This is a genomic window from Candidatus Pelagibacter sp. PS_17 (assembly GCF_059417945.1).
This window is the reverse complement of record NZ_CM182073.1, coordinates 1,060,181-1,079,993: the sequence shown is the minus strand read 5'-3', so window position 1 is coordinate 1,079,993 and position 19,813 is coordinate 1,060,181. Positions and strand designations below refer to the sequence as shown.

Here is a 19,813-nt window from a genome sequence, read left to right as displayed (position 1 = left end):
TTGAGATATAAATTTTTATTTTCTATTTTTGTATTTTTCTTTATTTCTGTCTTTCTAGCATTAGGGAGTTGGCAAATTATTAGACTTAATTGGAAATTAGAATTAATTAATCAAATAGAGTCATCTCTGAAAGACATACCTGTCAATTTATCAAATAGTAAACATAAAAATTATCTTAGAATTAAGACTAGAGGATCAATTGATTTTGAAAAACAAATTTATCTTTATAACTTAAATGAAAAAGGGAAACCGGGCTTTGAAGTTATTAACCCATTAAAAGTTGGAAATAATAACTATTTATTAAATAGAGGCTGGATACCATTTAATAAAAAAGAAGATAAAACTATAAACGTAATAGATGAAAACTATATTAATGGAGTTTTGAGAAAACAAATCAAACCCAATATGTTTAAGCCTGAAAACGATCTATCTGAAAATTACTGGTTTACATTAGATAGAGATGATATTTTTAAATTCACAGGTAAAAATTTTTCTCCTTATGTAATTTATCTTTCTGGAAATAATGAATTTCCTAAACCAAAATCAATTACAGCAAATATTTCAAATAATCATAAAAAATATGCATTAACTTGGTTTTCGTTAGCGATTTCAATTCTTTTAATATATTTATATTTGAGAAAAAAAAATTATTAGATGAAATATATAAGCACTAGAGATAACTCAAAAGAGTACAGTTTTGAGGAGGTATTTATCAAAGGACTAGCAGATGATGGTGGTCTATTTATCCCAAAAAAAATAAAAAAATACACTACTGAAGAATTAAACTCTTTAAGTAATTTAAGCTATCAAGACTTAGCAAAAAAAATAATTTTCCCATTTATTGGTGATTTCATGACAGAAGCAGAGCTGTCATTAATTGTAGACAAGTCATATTCTTCATTTCGAAAAGATAACGTCGTAGATTTGATAAAAATTGGTGATGCTAAGATTTTAGAATTATTTCATGGTCCAACACTTGCTTTTAAGGATATAGCAATGCAGTTACTTGGTAATTTTTATGAATATTATCTAAGTAAAAATAGTAAACAAATTAATATTATAGTTGCAACATCAGGAGATACTGGTGCTGCTGCTATAGATGCAATTAAGGGTAAAGAGAATATAAATATATTTGTTCTACACCCACACAATAAAGTTTCACAGGTTCAGAGAAAAATAATGTCTACAGTTAAAGAAAAAAATGTATTTAATATTGCTATAAATGGTAATTTTGATGATTGTCAAAATTTAGTTAAGGCAATGTTTGCAGATAAAGAATTCTCTAATTCAATAAACATGTCTGGTGTAAATTCAATAAATTGGGCAAGAATTATTGCACAAGCTGTTTATTATTTTTATACATATTTTCAAATACGGGATGACAGGCTTGTTAATTTTTCAGTTCCAACTGGTAATTTTGGCGATGTTTATGCTGGTTATCTTTCTAAAAAAATGGGTCTACCAATAAATAAACTTATTGTAGCGACAAATCAAAATGATATTTTGCATAGAGCAATCACAAATGGAAAATATGAAGCTGAAACAGTGATTGAAACAAATTCGCCAAGTATGGATATTCAAATTGCAAGTAATTTTGAAAGATTAATTTATGATTTAAATGATTTTAATGATGTTGAAACTGGCAATGTTATGAAAAAAATTAAAGAAGAGGGAAAATATATTATTCCAAAAGATAAATTACAAAAAATTAGTAAAGATTTTCTTTCAGAAAATATGAGTGAAACTGAAGTTTTAAATATTATTAAAGATGTTCATAATAGATATAATGTTATATTAGACCCCCACAGTGCAATAGGCTTTGGTGCATTAAAAAAAATTAACATAGAAGGTAACAATATTGTTTTAGCAACAGCACACCCCTGTAAGTTTCCAGACGCAATTGATAAATCAATTGGTATCAAGTCAAGTCTTCCAAATGAATTACAATATATAATGAATGAAAAAGAAAATTATGATATAATTTCAAATAATATAAATGAAACTCAAAAATATATTAAGGAAAAATTACAATGAAATTAAAAGAGAACGATAACATACCAAATTCAGAATTTTTTATTATGGAAGATGGTAATCCTACTAAAAAAAATACGCATGAATTTTATAAGGATAAAAAAATTGTTCTTTTTGGTTTACCAGGAGCATATACATCCGTTTGTTCAGCTAAACACTTGCCTGGATACGTAAATAACTATGAAAAATATAAAGAAAAAGGCATAGATCACATCGTCTGTATTTCTGTAAATGATCCGTTTGTAATGGACTCTTGGGGGAAAAGCCAAAATGTAGAAAATAAAATTATAATGATGGCAGATCCTTTCTTAGAATTTACAAAAGCAATAGGTGCAGATGTAGATAAAAGTGCCAGAGGATTGGGAATTAGATCTAATAGATACACAATGTTAATTGATAATCTTAAAGTTATTAAATTACAAGAAGAGGAAGACGCTGGTGCTTGTGAAATTTCAGCAGCACAAAATTTTCTATCATTAGTTTAATTCAGCAGCTTTTTTTGCGAGTAAATCTACTTCTTCATTTAGGGCATTACCTGCATGTGCTTTAACCCAAATCCATTTTATTTCAAATTGATTTGTTAGCTCGTATAGTTGTATCCAAAGTTCTTTATTCTTAACAGGTTCTTTCTTTGAAGTTTGCCAATTATTTTTTATCCATTTATGCACCCATTCAGTAATTCCTAATCTTACATATTGTGAGTCTGTATAGATTTCAATTTGATCATTTTGTTTAATTTGTTTTAGAGCCATAATAGGAGCCATCAATTCCATTTTATTATTAGTAGTGTCTTTTACGCTCCCACTAATTTCTTTGACTTCACCATTTTGGTTTATAATTGCAGCCCAACCACCATTACCGGGGTTATTTAAACATGATCCATCTGTATAAATTTTAATCATTACTTATAATAATCTTTATAGTGACCAAGATTATTGTGAATAATTAATTTTTGTAGATATTCCATAGGATCTTTTATTCTAATCAAAGCAGTTTTTGGAGTGTTAAAATAATCATATATCCTTGTTAAAAGATATCGTAATGCAGCGCCTCTACACATTACATTTAGTGCATCTTTTTCTTTTTTAGATAAAGTTCTTATACTTTCATATCCATTAATTAAGTTTTTAATCTTACTACTATTCATTACAAACTTATTTTTTTTTTATCAAAACATAAAGCATTAATGCAGATTGCAATTTCATATATCAAATAGTCATTAGATGAAAAATAAAAATCAATAAAACCTGAAAATTTATTTTTATTAAAAAAAATATTATCTATAAAAAGATCCCCATGAATAATTCCTTGAGGTAGATTCTTGGGCCATTTATTTTTGATATCTTTTAGACACAGGTTGAGCGTGTTTTTAAGGTTAGGTGTAATTTGATTAGATTTAAATTTTATAGTTTTCAACAAATCATTAAGTCTATGTATCGACATAGAATTTTGCCTATATAATTTTAATTTTGCAGTAACTTTATGAAATTTTGCAATATTTTTTCCCACATCAAAACAGTTTTTATTGTTAAGGATTGTTTTATCCTTGCCTTCTAAAAAAGTTACAATACAGGCTGATTTTGTTTTAATATTTGTTATATGTGTTCCTTTTTTAGTTCTTAAAGGTTTAGGACAAATAATTTTTTTATGATTTAACTTCTCCATTAAATTCATAAAAAAAGGTAGATCCTTTTTTTTAACCCGCTTTTCAAAAATTGTTAAAATAAATTTATTCTGTTTTGTTTTTAATAAATAATTTGTATTTTCAATTCCTTTTTTTATACCTTGGAATTTTTCTATTTTATTAATTTGATAATTGTTAATTAATGATGAAATATCTTTTTTAATTAACTTCGTGTATACAGCCATTTAATTCAATTTTCCTGGAACTTTAAATACAATGTTTTCTTTTATGATCTCAACAATTTCGATTTTTACTTTAAATTTACTTTTAATTTCGTTAATAAAGTTTTCAACTAAAATTTCTGGTGCAGAGGCTCCAGAGGAAATACCAATAACTTTGCAATTTTCTAATTTTTCAAATGGAATTTCACTATCGGAGTGTATCAATTCAGAATGAGGACACCCTGATTGTTCAGCTACCTCAACTAGGCGCACAGAATTTGAAGAATTTCTGCTTCCTAAAACAAAAAACATGTCACATTTTTTAGCTATATTTTTTACAGCAGATTGACGATTAGTAGTTGCGTAACAAATATCCTCTTTAAATGGTTCTTTAATTTTAGGAAATTTTTTTTTTAAAGCTTTAATCATATTTTTTGTGTCATCAACTGAGAGTGTTGTCTGGGTAACATAAGCAATTTTTTTATTATCATCTAGTTCATAAGTCTCAACATCATGTTCATCCTGAATTAAATCAATTGAGCCTTCAGGCAATTGCCCCATAGTTCCTATAACTTCGGGATGATTAATATGTCCTATAAGGACAATATGGTATCCAGCTTTATAAAGATTTTCTGCTTCTCTATGCACCTTGGATACAAGTGGACAAGTTGCATCTATATATTCCATCTTATAGCCATTTGCTTGTTGTGGTACTGACTTTGGAACACCATGAGCAGAAAATATTACAGGCCTACTTTTATCTTTAATCTCATCAAGCTCTTCTACAAATATTGCACCAATTGCCTTAAGACTATCCACAACATGTTTGTTATGAACTATTTCATGACGCACATAAACTGGAGCTCCATATTTTGTAATACTTTTTTTGACAATTTCTATAGCTCGCTCAACACCAGCGCAAAAGCCACGTGGTGCTGATAATAATATTTTAATTTCTTTATTTTTCATTTTTTTCTAGAAAGTATTCAAGCAATATATGTGGAAAGGTTAAGGACGCCAAACCAATAAATATAACTTTATATATTGCATCGTTTACCAGGTAATGATTTGAAAGATAATATAAGCTTAACAAATAGAAAATAGCAGTCAAAATTGTCAAGGGCGCAGCTTTTTTGATAAAAATTAATAGTCCATTATTAAAATTATATTTATCTAATTCAGTAATTAATGAGAGAGAGTGCCTAAAAGAATGCAAAAAGCAAAAATATAATGTGAAGGCGACCAAAGGTGCAAAGAAGTAATTTAAAATTAAAATTGAAGTGAAGTCAAAAAATATTAATAAGTTAACTGGTTTGAAATCTTTTAAAAAAAAATAAATATTTGTGAGTAAAGAGATTAAAAAAATAAAAGTAATTATATAATTATTTTCTATAAAATTTAAAAATAGATAAAAACTTTCATTTTGTATTAATAGTAATTTAAAAATATTGATTGTTTCAACAAAATGAAACATTAAGGGTGCAATAATAACTAATATTCCTTTTAGAAAATAAAGAATTATATTTATGTTAGATTTTTTAGTTATTAGAAATTCTGTATCTTCTTTACCAAAATGATAGGCAGCAACAATTAAAAAAGTGATCAGTGATAAAGTTGGTGCAAGCAACCAAATAGTAATTATAGTAGCAGCAATTATTAAATAAATTAAGTAAAAATAATAAATATTATTAATATTATATAATTTTATCAGTCTTTTACCTTTTTGATTGTCCAATGCACCATGTGAGATTCCAATTGATAGGATTAGTAATAGACAAATAATTGGAGATATAGACAGACTTTTAAATTGATCAAAAATAAGAGCAAGTGAAGTAGAAAAAAACAAAAAAATAATAGAATGAAAGAAATTAATTTTTTTAATTTGATTATTTATCATTTTTAAAAAATATTTTGATAAAAAGCCATTTAGGCATTTTGAGTACTATAAATAAATCTTGTAATAAACTACTTTTATTAGACAAAAATTTAATAATTGTCTCAGGCGAATTGCTAAACATATCAAAAAATATATTTGCCATTTTTTCAGGATGATAATTAAGAACTTTTAAAAATATTTCGTCCAAAAATTTATATTTTTTATTAATTTCATATCTTTTACTCTCTTTGATAGTGTGAATATTTTTTCTTATGTATTTGCTGTGCTCTTGTATATTTAAAAAGGTATAACCAGTACTCAATCTAGTCATTCCCCCAGCAGTACCTATGTTCATTTTATTTCTTTCATTAGAAACTGTGGGATGAAATAATGGGATTGCACCTACTTCGCTATAGGTAACCTTATAATCTTTAATATTAAGATGATTTCTTATATAATTTTTTAATTGTTCATCATAATCTTTTAAAGAATCATTTTTTATCTTAGATAACCAAGTAGTTTCAATTAAAGCTTTATTTTTTGTATAAGGCAATGTGTAAAAAAAATGAACGCTATCACGTTGATCACAATCAAAATCCATCAAATTAAAAATCTCATCATCAAATACGTTTTTTTTAGTTTCGATCTCAATACCTTTAAAATGTTGCCAGAGCTTATCCTCTTTAGAATCCAGTTGGGGAACGCTATTAAAAATAAAAGCACTATTTAGGTCTATTTCATTAGTATTTTCGTAAAAGCTAATATTTTTATTTTTTTTTAATCGTTCATTTATTTTTTCATAAAATAAACCACTATCTATAGCTTCATAAGGTAATCCGTTGCACTCTAAAAATTTGGTTTTTCCAGGTATATTTATTGAAAAATTATTCCAACTTTTCTGAACACAATCTTGAAAGTTATGATCTATGGTCTTCCAATAAGACCAAGTCTTATCTCTTTTGTATTCTAATCGTGGCTCTATGATTGCTAAGGTTGCATCTTTTAGCTTGTTATGAAGGTCCAACTCATACGCAAGTGACAATCCTGCACATCCACCTCCAATTATGATATAATCAAATTCTTTCATTTAAATCTATTTCTTCATTGATTAAAAGATGCTCTTTATTTCTAAGGTGGTTTTTTTCATTTATAAATATGAGTTTTATCAAGTCTAATATAGATAGAAATGTTTGGTACAACTTACCTAAATTAGCTACATATATTTTTGCGCTTCTATTGTAATTGTATATATTTTCTTTATGTAAAATTTTAGCACCAATTTTTCTATAAATTCTTCTAGCAACAAGTATTGCAAACCTAAACCTAAAAGGAATTTCTTTTATAGAGGCAAAGGAGCTTTCGTAGAACAAATCAGCCATACTTAATGTATTCTTTATAGTCTCGAAGTCATGATTAATATAAAATCTATTATTATTCATATCCTCAATGACATCTCTTGAAATATTTGTTAATTGCATTGCAATACCAAGGTCTATTGCTGATTTCATGGAGTTTTTATTTTGTACACCTAAAATTTTTGCCATCATTAAGCCTACAGTACCAGCAACCCTATAAGAGTATATTAACAATTCTTGTTTTTTGTTAAATTTTACTACTTCATTTAAATCAGACTCAATACCATCAAATAAATCTTCAACAATCTTGATTGAAATTTTATTTTCCTCCATAAGGATCCACATATTTTTTATTATCAAATTATCAAAATTTTTATTTATAAAATTATTCTTAAAGATTAGTAAATTTTTCTTTTTAATATTTAGTTCATTTTTATCATCAGCAATATTGTCTATTGTTCGACAAAAATCATAAAGAGATGAGCATTTTTCATAAATATTTTTTGGTAAAAAAAAACCTGCCCAATTAAACGACTTGGCATAAATAGATAAATAATTATTTTTTGACATTATAATATTTTATCTAAAACCTTTGCTGAAGAGAGTACACCTGGAACTCCTGCACCCGGGTGCGTTCCTGCTCCAACAAAGTATAATCCATCATAAATTTCTGATTTATTATGAAATCTAAAATATGCAGATTGAGTAAATTTTGGCTGGATCGAAAAACCTGATCCAAATTTGGTATTCAATTCATTTTCAAAATAATCTGGCGTTAAGTAGAAATCTTCAATAATATTTTCTCTAAGATTCGGTAGTAATGCTTTTTCCATTTTATCTATTACTAAATTCTTCATTTTTTCACCTTCAATTTTCCAATCAATTTTGGATTGATTGTTTGGGACGGGTACAAGAACATAAAAGCAATCATTTCCTTCAGGCGCCATTGATTTGTCTGTAGCTGATGGTCTATGAAGGTAATAGCTTATGTCATCATTTAATTTTTTATTATCAAAAATATCACTCAAGTGTTCTTTATACTTATCACCAAATTTGATTGTGTGATGCTCAACATCTGGGTATGTTTTTTTTGTTCCAAAATAGTAAACAAATAGACCCATAGAATACTGCATTCGATTTTGTTTCCATTTAAATAGAGGGCTTGTTTTTTTTGGACTTAGAAGTTTTTCATATACAGCAGGAGGATCAGCATTACATATTACATTATTTGAAAGTATTTCTTTTTGATTGTCTAATTTTACTCCACTAATTTTTCCATTACTTGAAATTATTTCTGTTACTTCATGTCCCTTGATTAATTCAATTTCTTGTTCAATCATTAATTTTTCTAAGCCACTGATTATGTTCCCAGTTCCACCCATTGAGTAATGTATGCCCCATTTTTTTTCGAGATATAGAATTAATCCGTATATTGATGTTGTAGTAAAGGGGTTTCCGCCAACTAAAAGAGGATGCATACTTAGCATACGTCTTAATTTTTCATTTTTTATATATGAAGAAACTAATGAATAAACTGATTTATAGCTTTTAAGTTTTAGTAAAGAAGGCAATTGTTTCATCATCACAAGAGGTTTATCAAATGGAACATCAGCTAGTTCTGTGAAGCCTTTATCAAATATTTTTTTTGTAAATTTTACAAGTTGTTCATATCCTTTGACATCATCTTTGTTTATTTCTTCAATTTGTTTTTTCATTTGATCTTCATCACCAGAGTAATCAAATACACCTCCATCTTCATAAATAAATCTATACCAAATTTTTAAGGGAGTGAGTTTTATGTAATCTTGAGACTTCTTATTAAATAAAGTGAAAAGCTCTTCAATTAGATATGGCGCAGTAATTACTGTTGGACCAGCATCAAAAGTAAAACCATTTTTTTTAAACACTCTAGCTCTTCCACCCAAGTCAGGGTGTTTTTCTATTAAAGTTACTTTATGATTTTTGGCTCTTAATCTTAATGCTGCAGCTATACCACCAAATCCAGAACCAATGACAATAGATTTCATTGGGTTAATTTATAGTTTTTTTAAAAAATTGTAAGGTAATTATGAGCTTATTTTTTTTAAAGCTATTTTTGTTTCTTCAAGGTTTTTTTCAAAAAGACCATCAAGTTTTGATTTATCAACAGATGTGTTAATAATTTTTTTAACAGAATCAACAGCAATTTTAATTGAAACATCTTTTATTTCTTTAAGTGCAGCTTCTTTCATTTGTGAAATTTTATTTTCTGCTAAACTTTTTTTAATTTCTGAAGATTTATGAAATTTATCATTCATTTCGATTATAAGATGATCGCTATCTTTTTTGGCTTGTTGTAAAATATCATTGCTCACAGTTTGTGCGGTATCAAGTTTATTTTGAGCGTTATCTAATAAAACCTTTGCCTCTTGTCTTAGTTTTTCACTTTCATCTATTTCATTTTTAATATCAAGGATAAGCTTATTTAAAAGTTCATTAATCTTTTGAGGTATTTTTAAATAAACTAAAGCTCCAATAAATATTAAAAAGGATATAGCTACCCAAAAAGTTGCATCAATTACCATAATATTCATCCATTTTTTTTCTTGAAAGATCTTCTACTATTGCAGAAATACTACTACTGTTAACTTCAGCTCCTATTAGTTCCTGCAGTAAGTCCGAAGAGGTCTCTACAGCAATTTTTTTGATTTTTTCTGGTGCATTATCTCTAAAAGTTTTTATCTCAATCTCAGCTTTATTAACTTCTTCATCAAGCTCTTTTTCCAGTATTTCTTTCTTTACACCAATATCTTTCAGTACTTTTTCTCTAGCTTGTTTAAAGTAGTTTTTTGCTTCATTCTTGCTAGATTGTACTATCTTTTCGTATTCTTCAATTTTTTGTTCACTTTCTTCTCTTTGTTTTTCCGCAGCCTCAATATTTTCTAAAATTTGAGATTTTCTAGTTTCTAGATTGGCACTTATTTTTGGAAGTATAAGTTTAGATAAAACAACATATAAAATTCCTAAAGTAATAATTAACCAAAAAATTTGAGAAACCCAAAACTCTGGATTTAATTGAGGCATTCCACCGCTTTCAGCTGCAAAAGCTTCCATAAAAAACAGGAAGCTTAAAAATATCGACTGAAAAAATATTTTTTTAATCATTAAATTTAAAATGCAAATAAAATAATTAACGCTACAACTAATCCAAATAGGCCAGTTGCTTCAGCTAAAGCAAAACCTAATAAAAGATTAGGAAATTGTTTTTGAGCTGCAGATGGGTTTCTCATTGCGCCAGAAAGGTAATTACCAAAGATAATTCCAATCCCAACACCGGCACCCGCTAGAGCTATTGCTGCTAGTCCTGCTCCGATCATTTTTGCTGCTTCTAATTCCATTATATCCTCCTTATGTTAGTTAATGGTGTAAATTTAATGCATCATTTAAGTAGATGCAGGTTAAGATTGCGAAAACATATGCTTGAAGAAAAGCAACTAGTATTTCCAAGCCAGTTAATGCAACCGAAAAACTCAGTGGAAGCCATCCACCAACTATTCCAAGGCTTATTACAAAGCCTCCGAAAACTTTCATCATTGTATGACCAGCCATCATGTTTGCAAATAAACGAACTGAAAGACTGACTGGTCTACTTAAGTAAGAAATTATTTCTATAACAACTATTAGTGGTAATAGTACAGCAGGTACTCCGCTAGGTACAAATAGTTTTAAATATCCTAATCCATGTTTCATAAATCCAATAATTGTTACACCCACAAAAATAAATGAAGCCAAGATAAAAGTAACAATGATATGGCTAGTTACTGTAAAGGCATAAGGGATCATCCCAAACATGTTACAGAATAGCACAAACATAAATATTGAGAAGATAAACGCAAAGTAAGGTTTTGCTTTTGATCCTGCGGTATCACTAATCATTTTGGAAACAAAAGTGTAACTTAATTCAGAAAGAAGTTGCATCTTGCTTGGTAGTAAAGAATTTTTTTTTGACCCTAAATTAAAAATTAGTAAGATTGCAAGAGAACTAATCACCATAAACAAGCTTGCATTTGTGAAAGAAATATCTATTGCGCCTAATTTAATTTCTGGTCCAATTCTATAAACTTCGAATTGGTTCATCGGGTTTGTAGCCATAATTTTTTAAATCTATTTTTGCATATTTTTTGCAGATCTGAATACGTTTATAATTCCAGCAACAACACCTACAAAAAAAAATATTAATATTAACCAGGGCTTAGTACCAAAGGTCTTGTCTAAAATAAACCCTATAATTGTCCCAACTGCCACTGCGGACACTAATTCTGTACTTAATTTAAAGGCAGTCCCAATAGAAGAGGGCGCCTCTTCATTTTTATACAGATTTTTCTTAGAAAGCTTATTTTTTGCAATCTCCAAGCGAGTTTTAAGGCTATCTTTTGGCATTCAAATTGTTAAGCAACCATGCTCTCTGCTTTTTGTAAATCAACAGCAACAAGTTGGCTAATACCTTTTTCAGGCATTGTAACTCCATAAAGTCTATTCATTTTTGACATAGTTAGAGCATGGTGAGTTACGATAATAAATTTAGTGTCAGTTATTTTAGTTAAATCATCAAGAAGTCCACAAAATCTTGTTACGTTAGCATCATCTAGTGGAGCATCAACCTCATCTAAAACACAGATTGGAGATGGGTTAGTAAGGAACACTGCAAAAATAAGAGACAAGGCTGTTAAAGCTTGTTCACCACCAGATAATAAAGTTATAGACTGAAGTCTTTTACCAGGAGGACTTACCAGCATTTCTAAACCAGCTTCAAGAGGGTCATCAGAGTCTACTAACTCTAGTTTTGCATTTCCACCGTTAAATAGTTTTGTATAAACTTCATTAAATTTTCTATTAACTTTTTCAAAAGCTTCTAATAGTCTTTCTCTTCCTTTTTGATTTAATTCATTAATACTTTCTTTTAATTTTATAATAGCAGATACAAGATCTTCTCTATCTTGTTCCATTTTTTTAATTTCTATTTCATATTTACTAGTTTCTTCATCAGCTCTAAGGTTAACTGATCCCAATTTTTCTCTTTCATTTTTTTTTTTATCTAAAACATCTTCTTGCGCAACAGAGTCAGGTAGCTCTTCAACACCATTTAAATTAGAATTTTCTAGAATATCATTTTCTTCAAGATTAAGTTCAGAACTAACTCTTTCTAACAGATCTTCTTTACGTTTTTTTAAACCTTCGACAGTTGCTCCTGAGCTAGCTTTTCTTTCTCTGATTTGAATAGATCTTTCTTGAACGTCATTTAACTCAAGTCTTAAAGAGTTTATCTTTTTATCTGTTTCTTCAATTATTTTTTCATTTTCAATTTTTTCATTTTGTGAAATTCTTAGACCCTCAGTAATTTGCCCTTTTCTTTCTGCTTGGGCTTTGGGTTGTTGATCACGCTCATTTAACTGTGATAGTAATTTATTTTTTCTTTCAGTTAATTCTGTTACCATTTTTTCAGAATTAGAGAGTAAGTTTTTCCAACTTTCAACTTCTGATTCTATGGCTTTAATTCTTTCATTTCTTTTTACAGACTCTTTTTTTATTGATTGATTTTTACTAAAACTATCAGCATATTTTTCTTGCAATAATTTTATATTTTCATTTTTTTCATTAATATTAGAAAGCTTTTTCTTACTCTCTTCATCTTCAAGATTATCTAAAAAACCATCTATTTCAATTTGACATCTATCAAGTAAAGTAAGCGCTTGATTAATTTCATTGTTATTAATCAATTCTTTAGCTCTGGTGATTGTATTTTTAACATTTTTAATTGGCCCAATAGCAATATTTATATTTCCATCAGCAAAAATATTAATAATTTCATCAACAGATTTTTGTTCATCTTTTAATAGGTTTTTTGCCTTCTCAAGATCTTCGTTTGATAATTTTTCTGTTTCAAAATATTTAGAATCTATTTCTATTAATTCAGCTTTCTCTTCTTTTAGGCGTCTTTCATTTGAGTTAGCATCAATTACAATCCCTTTTTCTCTGTCTATATCTTCCTCGATAGTTTTTAGGGATTTTTTAATATTTTCAATTTCATCTTGAGTTCTAACATTTTCTTCATCTAAATTTTGTAGCTCTAAATTTAATCTTTGAATTTTGGATAGATTTTCTATATTTTTTTCTCTTAAGGGAGAAACTTTATCTGTTTCAGTTTTAATTAAATTTTCAAATTGAGCAATCTGTTGATTGAAGTTACTTACTTCTCCTTCAGCTTCATTGTTAATTTCATTTTCTATTCTAATCTCATTATCAATGTCTAATAATTTTAAATAATATAGCCCTGCTTCAATTTTTTTTATTTCTTCAGATATAAGTTTATATTTCGTTGCCTCTTCAGCTTGTTTCTGAAGGTTTGCTAATTGTTTTTCTTGTTGTCTTCTTAATTCATCAGCTCTTTTTAAGTTTGTCTCTGCAGCATTTAATCTAAGTTCAGCCTCATGCCTTCTCACATGTAACCCTGAAATATTAGCTGCTTCCTCCAAGATTGCACGCCTGTCAGTAGGCTTAGCAGTTACTAAAGCTCCAATTCGTCCCTGACTAATCATTGATGGTGAATGAGCACCCGTAGATAAATCTGCAAAAAACATTTGAGCGTCTCTAGCTCTAACTTCTTTGTCATTTATATAAAATTTTGAACCCTTATCTTTTTCAATCTTTCTTCTAACTTCAATATGATCTAAATCTTTATATTGCATTGGACCATCATGACTTGCATTATCTACACTAATAGAAACCTCTGCTATATTTTTAGAAGATTTATTAGATGTACCATTAAAGATAACATCTTCCATACCTGAACCACGCATACTCTTAGCTGAGGTTTCACCCATAACCCACCTTAAGGATTCCACAATATTAGATTTCCCACAACCGTTTGGACCAACAATACCGGTTAAGCCATGTTCTATAAGAAAATTTGTTTTTTCAGCAAATGATTTAAATCCGTTTAATTGGATTTTTTTAAACTCCATGGACTAACTTATATCAGTTTTTCCAGATATTTTTTTAAATTCTTATAATTTAGGGCTTTATCAAACTTTTTATCATTAATTATTATCGTAGGAGTAGCATTAACTTCAAATTTTTTTACCCCATCGATTCGATCATTTAAAACAAAATCTTCTATAGCTTTATCACTTAAGCATTTTTCAAAATCTAAGTTTACACTTTCACTTTCTAAGAATTTTTTTAAATAACCCGTTGCTTCTTCTGGAGTTTTTCCTCTAGCCCATTTTTTTTGCCCAGAGTATAAAATATGCAAAATATTTGAATTACCATCGTTATTACACTGAGCAATTTTTGATGCATTAAAAGCTGCTAAATCTAATGGAAAATGTCTAAATTCTATTTTTACTAATCCTTTATCAATGAAGTCCTTTTTAAGTTCAGGTAATACATCTTTATGAAAATTTGCACAGTGACCACAAGTCAATGACTCGTATGCAATTATTGTTATTTTCGCACTTTCTTTTCCTTCAGAAATTCTTTTGACCATTTCATTATCTGCAGCAAGCGCTTTAGTGGAGAAGATTAAAAATATTATAAATAATGTTGAGGTGAATTTTTTCATCGTTGTTTAAATAGTTTTGTTAATTCAAGTAATGATTTTTTAATTTTATCATTCTTAATACTATTTATCCTATCTGCATATTTAATATTTGTCACATGATTTTCATTAGTGTCTAATTTTTTGAACTTTGTTTGGGCGTCATCAAAGCTTATGAATTTCAATTTCTCAACAACGGCATAGCCAAAAAAACTATTCATTTTATCCATTATTATTTTTTTAGAATACTCTAAATCAATCTCATGTCCTCTCTTTACCATTATTTGAAGAGTGCTTACTCCAAATTTATTCGAATTTTTAAAGGATTTGGGATAGCATATTTGAAAAAGATCATCTCCAACTATGTACTTCCAGTTATTAAGTGTTTCAGAAAATATATGACCCTTTTTTTTGATTATTTTTTTAATGTTTTTTGGCAAAGTGTCTTTAAAAGACCTTAAGCCTTGAATAGTTTTAAACCTCTGCTTAGTATTATTTTTAAAATGCATATGACCAAATCCATACTAACAAAAAAAATTCTTTATTGGTACGATAATAATAAAAGATCACTCCCATGGAGAAAAGAGCTATCACAAGTTAAGCGAGAATATTATACGTTAGTGAGTGAATTTATGTTACAGCAAACGCAGGTTGCAACTGTAATTCCATACTTTAATAATTTTATAAAAGATATTCCAGATATTAAATCTCTATCAAAAATTAAGGAACATAAGCTTTTAAAATATTGGGAGGGCCTTGGTTATTATTCAAGAGTAAAAAACTTAAAAAAGACTGCACAAATATTAGAAAAAAATTTTAACAGAAGGTTACCAAACACGATTGATGAATTAAAATTATTACCTGGAATAGGTGACTACACTTCTAATGCAATAATGGCAATTGCCTTCGACAAGCCATTTATTCCCCTAGATGGAAATATTGAAAGAGTAATTAAAAGATTATTAAATTTAAAATTACCTAAAGAAATTGCAAAAGATAACCTTGTTAAGAGTAAAAAAATATTAGGTAGTTCAATTAGAGCAAGTGATTATGCACAAGCACTAATGGAGCTAGGTGCATTGATTTGTCGACCTAAAAATCCCTTATGTCACCAATGTCCTTTAATTAAAAATTGTAAGTCTTTTAAAAAAAAAGATTTTGAAATAATAAAAGAAAGAAAAAAGAAGATTGATAAATTTTATTTATTAGAAGTTTATAAAAAGAATAATAAATTTTTGTTAATCAAAAATACTAAATTTAATTTTTTAAAGAATTTAGAAATATTTCCCATGAAGCAAATACCCAAACCTGATAATTTAGCAAAAGCTTTAAACTTCAAGATATCCAATATGAATATGAATGTAATAATCAAGTTTTCCAAGTTAAAAGGTGAAATTTCTAACTCTTCTTGGATTGATAGCTCTAAGCTTGAAGATTATACTTTGCCCACATTTACTAAAAAAATTTTTAATTATTTAAAAAAGATTTAATGAAAAATATAGCAATAATAGGAGCCGGTATTTCAGGTCTGTATATTGCAAATCTTTTAAGTCAAAACTCTAATTATCAAGTCACAATTTATGAGAAAAATGCTTCTGTTAATTTGGAAAAAGGATATGGAATTCAACTTTCAGTTAATAGTATCAAATTGTTAAATCAAATAAATTTTCAAAAAATCAGGATGGAAGATAAATTTCACCCCAATAAACTAGATTTTTATTCTTTAAAAAATAATAAAAAAATATGTGATTTAGATATATCCATGTTTAACAGCACTAATACAAAACATACTACCTTACAGCGCTCTACTTTAGTTAATTTCTTAAAAGATGGGCTTCATGAAAATATTATTCATTATAATAAAAAAGTTATAAAAATTAATGAAGAAGCAGAAAATAAAGAAGTTTCTTTTGAGGATGGTTTATCTGTTAAATGTGATTACTTAATTATCTCTGATGGAACTTTTTCAAAAACAAAATCATTAATTGCCAATAAAGAAACTAAACCAAAGTATTTTAACTCTATTGCCTTAAGAGCAACAATAGACCAGGGTGCCCTTAAGGGTATTAACCCAGAGAATATATCTTTGTTTTTAGGGTCTAATTTACACTCAGTTCTTTATCCAGTTAATAGCAAAGGACAGTTTAATTTTATTACCATTCTTAGAAAAAAGCTTAGCACTAAAGAGTTATCTGATTATTCTTTATTTGAGAACAAAGATTTTGCTGCATCTATTGTATCTGAAATATCAAAGCAAGTACCCACTGAAACAATGAACAATCTAAAAAGTATTAAATGTTTTCCAATATTTGTGAGTTCTGATGTCAATGAACCAAAAAATAAAGATACTTTTATCATTGGAGATGCCTTTTTTGCTTTACCCCCAACCTTTGCTCAAGGCGCCTCTCAATCAATAGAGGTTGCCAATGAACTTTATAAAAATTTAGAAAATGAAAACACTCAATTTAACTCTGAAAGAGTTAAAAGAGTAAGGATGATTGATATGAAATCAAAACTCAATTATTTTGCTTTTCATTTATCTAATCCATTAATAATTTGGATTAGAAATTTAGTAATAAAAAAATTAGTTAAAAATGAAAAATTTATTAACAGTTATCTTGGTAAAATTTATAAAGACTAATTTTTAGAAATTAATCTTTGTCTTAAATTATCAATTGGCACAGAAACACCATTCACTGTACAATGCCAATAAGTCCATCCATTACAGCTTTCAGAACCAAGTATTGTTGCTGCAACTTTATGAATTGATCCTTCAGCTTGATTATGCTTGATACTTCCATCTGCCATAATCTTAGCAACTATTTTTTTCTTTTGATCAAAAATACTTGTTCCAGGCTTTATTATTCCAAGCTCTACTAGTGATCCAAAAGGTATTCTAGGCTTAGATCGATTATTTTTTAAAGTGTCTAAGAAATTATCCTCCAAAGGTTTTGTATTTTTTAACCTTTCTTCTGCTGCTTTAAAATAAGTCTTCTCTTTCTCTATACCATAATATTTTCTACCTAATTTTTTTGCAACCGTTGCAGTTGTTCCAGATCCTAAGAATGGGTCTAGAATTAAATCGTCCTTGTTTGATGATGCCAATAAAACTCTATGTAATAAAGATTCTGGTTTTTGAGTAGAGTGAACTTTTTTACCATTTTTTTTAAGTCTTTCTGCACCATTACAAATAGGTAAATTCCAATTAGATCTCATTTGAAGATCGTCATTTAAACATTTCAAAGATTGATAGTTAAAAGTATATTTTGACTTCTCACTTTTAGAAGCCCAAATTAAAGTTTCATGAGCGTTTGTAAACCTTGTTCCTCTGAAATTAGGCATTGGGTTATTCTTATTCCAGATAACATCATTTAAAATCCAAAAACCCAAATTTTGTATTGCAGTGCCTACTCTAAAAATATTATGATAACTTCCTATGACCCAGATGGCTCCATCTTTTTTTAATATTCTTCTACATTCAGAAAGCCAAGCAAGCGTAAAGTCATCATATTTTTTAAAGCTTTCAAACTGATCCCATTTATCGTTAACAGCACTGACTTTGCTTCTGTCTGGTCTAGTAAGTGAATTTTTTAATTGTAAATTGTATGGTGGATCAGCAAAAACAAGATCAAAGGTTTCGCTTGGAATTTTTTTTAATTCCTCAAGACTGTCACCATTAATAATCTTATTTTTAAAATTGTTTTCCATTTTGTATAAAACAATTAGACTCCATACGGATTCTTGCGTCAACCTGAGATTGAAATAACTAGATTCAAATTGTGTCTGAATTTTTAAGAGAACTAGATGTTGTGCTGTTACACGTGAAAATTATAAAAGATCACAAATAGGTGAGAAAGTTTTTCGATGATATTTAGTAATACCAAATTTCTTAATTGCGTTTAAATGTTCTTTGGTTCCATAACCAGAGTTTGTATCCCATCCATAATTATTAAACTCTTTTGAAAGTTTTGTAATAAATTTATCTCTACTGACTTTTGCAACAATTGATGCAGCAGAAATGCTTGGAATTTTTTGATCTCCTTTAATTACATATTTTAATTTATAGTTTTTAAGATCAGGCAGTTTGTTGCCATCAATTAAAACAAGTGAAGGTTTTGTTTTCAATTTAAGAATAGCTCTTTTCATTGCAAGTAAACTTGCGTGCAATATATTAATTTTTTCAATTTCTTTAGTCGATGCCTGGCCTATAGCCCATATAGAATTTTTTTTAATATATTTTTCAAGCTCTTCTCTTTTGTCCTTTGTTAGAGTTTTTGAATCTTTCAATAATTTTTTATCAATAGAATTATTTAATATGATAGCTGCTGCATAAACAGGCCCGATTAAACTTCCTCTGCCAACTTCATCAACACCTGCTAAAATTTTCATTAAATGGATAGTTTTAGATCTAAGATTTTTTGTTTAATCTTTTTTAAGTCATCCCATGAATGTTTTTTATTTTCAGGAGCTCTTAAAAGATAAGAGGGATTAAAAGTTATGATAACGTTGTAACTTGTATTTTTGATAATTACTTCCTTCCATTTTCCTCGCTCAATAGAAATTTTACTATTTAAACCTGTTAAAGATTCCATAGCAGTACTACCCATAAGAATTATTATTTTAGGATTTATTATTGAAATATGTTTTTGTAAAAATTGGGAATATCTTTTAATTTCTGTAGAATTTGGTTTTCGATCCTCAGGAGGTCTAAAGTTTACAGCATAAGTTGCGTAAATATTTTGTTTTTTTATGTTTATTGCAATCAGCATTTTTTTTAAAAGATCTCCTACTTCACCCATAAAAGTTAATCCGGCGTTATCTTCTTCAATGCCTGGGGCTTCACCAATTATCATTATTGAGCTATTAATATTCCCATCTCCTAAAATTATTTTTTTTGAATTATTCTTTAAGTTACAATCACTAATTGAGTTTATTTGTTCTTTAAGATTCTCAAGCTCTTTAACTTTATCTATTTTTTGAATACTCAGATCTTTTTTTAAATCATTACTAGTATTTTTTAGTCTATTGATTGGTTTTTCATCAAAAATAAAGTCAGATCCAGTAGTGTTTAAGAACTCAGAGTCAAAATTCGTTTTTTGATTTATTACTTTTTTAGACATAGAATGGCCA

22 protein-coding genes and 1 pseudogene are annotated in these 19,813 nt (G+C 28.1%); 5 read left to right on the top strand and 18 right to left on the bottom strand.

The annotated features are described in order from the left end of the window. From AC5SML_RS05745 to AC5SML_RS05735, 3 genes are read left to right on the top strand one after another with little or no spacing between them, the layout of a single operon-like run. Positions 1 to 654 (top strand): SURF1 family protein, encoded by a 654-nt coding sequence (locus AC5SML_RS05745; RefSeq protein ID WP_494576613.1) that lies wholly within the window; start codon positions 1 to 3, stop codon positions 652 to 654. Further along, a complete protein-coding gene (gene thrC, locus AC5SML_RS05740) occupies positions 655 to 2,034 on the top strand; it encodes a threonine synthase (protein ID WP_006997780.1) in 1,380 nt (459 codons plus the stop codon). It begins immediately after the preceding gene. Then, positions 2,031 to 2,516 carry a peroxiredoxin gene (locus AC5SML_RS05735; RefSeq protein ID WP_006997781.1) on the top strand — a complete coding sequence of 162 codons (486 nt, stop codon included), beginning with the start codon at positions 2,031 to 2,033 and terminating at the stop codon, positions 2,514 to 2,516. The genes thrC and AC5SML_RS05735 overlap by 4 nt, the downstream gene beginning before the upstream one ends. Here the strand turns inward: AC5SML_RS05735 and rnhA are convergent. From rnhA to AC5SML_RS05660, 15 genes and pseudogenes are all read right to left on the bottom strand, one after another. Further along, complete coding sequence (gene rnhA / locus AC5SML_RS05730) at positions 2,508 to 2,933, bottom strand: ribonuclease HI (RefSeq protein WP_011281491.1); 426 nt, start codon at positions 2,931 to 2,933, stop codon at positions 2,508 to 2,510. The two genes, AC5SML_RS05735 and rnhA, sit on opposite strands and share 9 nt — an antisense overlap. Next, positions 2,933 to 3,900, bottom strand: a pseudogene (locus AC5SML_RS05725) (homoserine kinase). The gene rnhA and the pseudogene AC5SML_RS05725 overlap by 1 nt, the downstream one beginning before the upstream one ends. Then, complete coding sequence (gene ispH / locus AC5SML_RS05720; RefSeq protein WP_271625759.1) at positions 3,901 to 4,845, bottom strand: 4-hydroxy-3-methylbut-2-enyl diphosphate reductase; 945 nt, start codon at positions 4,843 to 4,845, stop codon at positions 3,901 to 3,903. After that, positions 4,835 to 5,773, bottom strand: coding sequence for a Brp/Blh family beta-carotene 15,15'-dioxygenase (locus AC5SML_RS05715; RefSeq protein WP_494617026.1), 939 nt, complete (start codon positions 5,771 to 5,773; stop codon positions 4,835 to 4,837). The genes ispH and AC5SML_RS05715 overlap by 11 nt, the downstream gene beginning before the upstream one ends. Beyond that, positions 5,763 to 6,839 carry a lycopene cyclase family protein gene (locus AC5SML_RS05710; protein ID WP_494617024.1) on the bottom strand — a complete coding sequence of 359 codons (1,077 nt, stop codon included), beginning with the start codon at positions 6,837 to 6,839 and terminating at the stop codon, positions 5,763 to 5,765. Before AC5SML_RS05710 ends, AC5SML_RS05715 begins: the two co-directional genes overlap by 11 nt. Beyond that, the gene (locus AC5SML_RS05705) at positions 6,826 to 7,677 is read right to left on the bottom strand and encodes a phytoene/squalene synthase family protein (RefSeq protein WP_494617023.1); all 852 of its coding nucleotides are present in this window, start codon (positions 7,675 to 7,677) and stop codon (positions 6,826 to 6,828) included. The genes AC5SML_RS05710 and AC5SML_RS05705 overlap by 14 nt, the downstream gene beginning before the upstream one ends. Beyond that, the gene (gene crtI, locus AC5SML_RS05700; protein ID WP_494617021.1) at positions 7,677 to 9,134 is read right to left on the bottom strand and encodes a phytoene desaturase family protein; all 1,458 of its coding nucleotides are present in this window, start codon (positions 9,132 to 9,134) and stop codon (positions 7,677 to 7,679) included. The genes AC5SML_RS05705 and crtI overlap by 1 nt, the downstream gene beginning before the upstream one ends. A gap of 39 nt (positions 9,135 to 9,173) precedes the next feature. Continuing rightward, the gene (locus AC5SML_RS05695) at positions 9,174 to 9,680 is read right to left on the bottom strand and encodes a F0F1 ATP synthase subunit B family protein (RefSeq protein WP_006997789.1); all 507 of its coding nucleotides are present in this window, start codon (positions 9,678 to 9,680) and stop codon (positions 9,174 to 9,176) included. Then, positions 9,661 to 10,251 (bottom strand): F0F1 ATP synthase subunit B family protein, encoded by a 591-nt coding sequence (locus AC5SML_RS05690; RefSeq protein WP_494617019.1) that lies wholly within the window; start codon positions 10,249 to 10,251, stop codon positions 9,661 to 9,663. The genes AC5SML_RS05695 and AC5SML_RS05690 overlap by 20 nt, the downstream gene beginning before the upstream one ends. 5 nt (positions 10,252 to 10,256) lie before the next feature. Then, on the bottom strand, positions 10,257 to 10,484 hold the full coding sequence (locus AC5SML_RS05685; RefSeq protein WP_006997791.1) for a F0F1 ATP synthase subunit C: 228 nt from the start codon (positions 10,482 to 10,484) through the stop codon (positions 10,257 to 10,259). Positions 10,485 to 10,503: 19 nt separating this feature from the next. Beyond that, entirely contained in the window at positions 10,504 to 11,238 is a 735-nt protein-coding gene (locus AC5SML_RS05680; protein ID WP_006997792.1) for a F0F1 ATP synthase subunit A, read from the bottom strand. 12 nt (positions 11,239 to 11,250) lie between these two features. Continuing rightward, the gene (locus AC5SML_RS05675; protein ID WP_006997793.1) at positions 11,251 to 11,526 is read right to left on the bottom strand and encodes an AtpZ/AtpI family protein; all 276 of its coding nucleotides are present in this window, start codon (positions 11,524 to 11,526) and stop codon (positions 11,251 to 11,253) included. Positions 11,527 to 11,534: 8 nt separating this feature from the next. Next, positions 11,535 to 14,108, bottom strand: coding sequence for a chromosome segregation SMC family protein (locus tag AC5SML_RS05670; protein WP_494617018.1), 2,574 nt, complete (start codon positions 14,106 to 14,108; stop codon positions 11,535 to 11,537). Between the two features lie 8 nt (positions 14,109 to 14,116). Then, positions 14,117 to 14,707, bottom strand: coding sequence for a thioredoxin domain-containing protein (locus AC5SML_RS05665; RefSeq protein WP_041185766.1), 591 nt, complete (start codon positions 14,705 to 14,707; stop codon positions 14,117 to 14,119). Then, the gene (locus AC5SML_RS05660) at positions 14,704 to 15,192 is read right to left on the bottom strand and encodes a DciA family protein (RefSeq protein ID WP_494617016.1); all 489 of its coding nucleotides are present in this window, start codon (positions 15,190 to 15,192) and stop codon (positions 14,704 to 14,706) included. Before AC5SML_RS05660 ends, AC5SML_RS05665 begins: the two co-directional genes overlap by 4 nt. On the opposite strand from AC5SML_RS05660, the gene AC5SML_RS05655 reads away from it, so the two are divergent. Next, the gene (locus tag AC5SML_RS05655; RefSeq protein WP_494617015.1) at positions 15,193 to 16,173 is read left to right on the top strand and encodes an A/G-specific adenine glycosylase; all 981 of its coding nucleotides are present in this window, start codon (positions 15,193 to 15,195) and stop codon (positions 16,171 to 16,173) included. Beyond that, positions 16,173 to 17,324, top strand: coding sequence for an FAD-dependent monooxygenase (locus AC5SML_RS05650; RefSeq protein ID WP_494577810.1), 1,152 nt, complete (start codon positions 16,173 to 16,175; stop codon positions 17,322 to 17,324). Before AC5SML_RS05655 ends, AC5SML_RS05650 begins: the two co-directional genes overlap by 1 nt. On the opposite strand, the gene AC5SML_RS05645 is transcribed toward AC5SML_RS05650, so the two are convergent. The 3 genes from AC5SML_RS05645 to AC5SML_RS05635 form a co-directional block, all read right to left on the bottom strand. Next, the gene (locus AC5SML_RS05645) at positions 17,321 to 18,391 is read right to left on the bottom strand and encodes a site-specific DNA-methyltransferase (RefSeq protein WP_494617013.1); all 1,071 of its coding nucleotides are present in this window, start codon (positions 18,389 to 18,391) and stop codon (positions 17,321 to 17,323) included. The two genes, AC5SML_RS05650 and AC5SML_RS05645, sit on opposite strands and share 4 nt — an antisense overlap. A 120-nt stretch (positions 18,392 to 18,511) precedes the next feature. Then, positions 18,512 to 19,072 (bottom strand): ribonuclease HII, encoded by a 561-nt coding sequence (gene rnhB / locus AC5SML_RS05640; RefSeq protein WP_494577808.1) that lies wholly within the window; start codon positions 19,070 to 19,072, stop codon positions 18,512 to 18,514. Beyond that, positions 19,072 to 19,803, bottom strand: coding sequence for a uracil-DNA glycosylase (locus tag AC5SML_RS05635; protein WP_494591621.1), 732 nt, complete (start codon positions 19,801 to 19,803; stop codon positions 19,072 to 19,074). The genes rnhB and AC5SML_RS05635 overlap by 1 nt, the downstream gene beginning before the upstream one ends. Positions 19,804 to 19,813: the final 10 nt, after the last annotated feature.

Bases quoted from the DNA above. Each gene is read 5' to 3' on its own strand.
- AC5SML_RS05680 (WP_006997792.1), bottom strand. From the start codon at position 11,238: ATGGCTACAAACCCGATGAACCAATTCGAAGTTTATAGAATTGGACCA.
- AC5SML_RS05705 (WP_494617023.1), bottom strand. From the start codon at position 7,677: ATGTCAAAAAATAATTATTTATCTATTTATGCCAAGTCGTTTAATTGG.
- rnhA (WP_011281491.1), bottom strand. From the start codon at position 2,933: ATGATTAAAATTTATACAGATGGATCATGTTTAAATAACCCCGGTAAT.
- AC5SML_RS05645 (WP_494617013.1), bottom strand. From the start codon at position 18,391: ATGGAAAACAATTTTAAAAATAAGATTATTAATGGTGACAGTCTTGAG.
- AC5SML_RS05655 (WP_494617015.1), top strand. From the start codon at position 15,193: ATGACCAAATCCATACTAACAAAAAAAATTCTTTATTGGTACGATAAT.
- AC5SML_RS05715 (WP_494617026.1), bottom strand. From the start codon at position 5,773: ATGATAAATAATCAAATTAAAAAAATTAATTTCTTTCATTCTATTATT.
- AC5SML_RS05660 (WP_494617016.1), bottom strand. From the start codon at position 15,192: ATGCATTTTAAAAATAATACTAAGCAGAGGTTTAAAACTATTCAAGGC.
- AC5SML_RS05665 (WP_041185766.1), bottom strand. From the start codon at position 14,707: ATGAAAAAATTCACCTCAACATTATTTATAATATTTTTAATCTTCTCC.
- thrC (WP_006997780.1), top strand. From the start codon at position 655: ATGAAATATATAAGCACTAGAGATAACTCAAAAGAGTACAGTTTTGAG.
- AC5SML_RS05735 (WP_006997781.1), top strand. From the start codon at position 2,031: ATGAAATTAAAAGAGAACGATAACATACCAAATTCAGAATTTTTTATT.
- crtI (WP_494617021.1), bottom strand. From the start codon at position 9,134: ATGAAATCTATTGTCATTGGTTCTGGATTTGGTGGTATAGCTGCAGCA.
- AC5SML_RS05650 (WP_494577810.1), top strand. From the start codon at position 16,173: ATGAAAAATATAGCAATAATAGGAGCCGGTATTTCAGGTCTGTATATT.
- AC5SML_RS05635 (WP_494591621.1), bottom strand. From the start codon at position 19,803: ATGTCTAAAAAAGTAATAAATCAAAAAACGAATTTTGACTCTGAGTTC.
- AC5SML_RS05685 (WP_006997791.1), bottom strand. From the start codon at position 10,484: ATGGAATTAGAAGCAGCAAAAATGATCGGAGCAGGACTAGCAGCAATA.
- AC5SML_RS05695 (WP_006997789.1), bottom strand. From the start codon at position 9,680: ATGAATATTATGGTAATTGATGCAACTTTTTGGGTAGCTATATCCTTT.
- rnhB (WP_494577808.1), bottom strand. From the start codon at position 19,072: ATGAAAATTTTAGCAGGTGTTGATGAAGTTGGCAGAGGAAGTTTAATC.
- AC5SML_RS05675 (WP_006997793.1), bottom strand. From the start codon at position 11,526: ATGCCAAAAGATAGCCTTAAAACTCGCTTGGAGATTGCAAAAAATAAG.
- AC5SML_RS05710 (WP_494617024.1), bottom strand. From the start codon at position 6,839: ATGAAAGAATTTGATTATATCATAATTGGAGGTGGATGTGCAGGATTG.
- ispH (WP_271625759.1), bottom strand. From the start codon at position 4,845: ATGAAAAATAAAGAAATTAAAATATTATTATCAGCACCACGTGGCTTT.
- AC5SML_RS05670 (WP_494617018.1), bottom strand. From the start codon at position 14,108: ATGGAGTTTAAAAAAATCCAATTAAACGGATTTAAATCATTTGCTGAA.
- AC5SML_RS05690 (WP_494617019.1), bottom strand. From the start codon at position 10,251: ATGATTAAAAAAATATTTTTTCAGTCGATATTTTTAAGCTTCCTGTTT.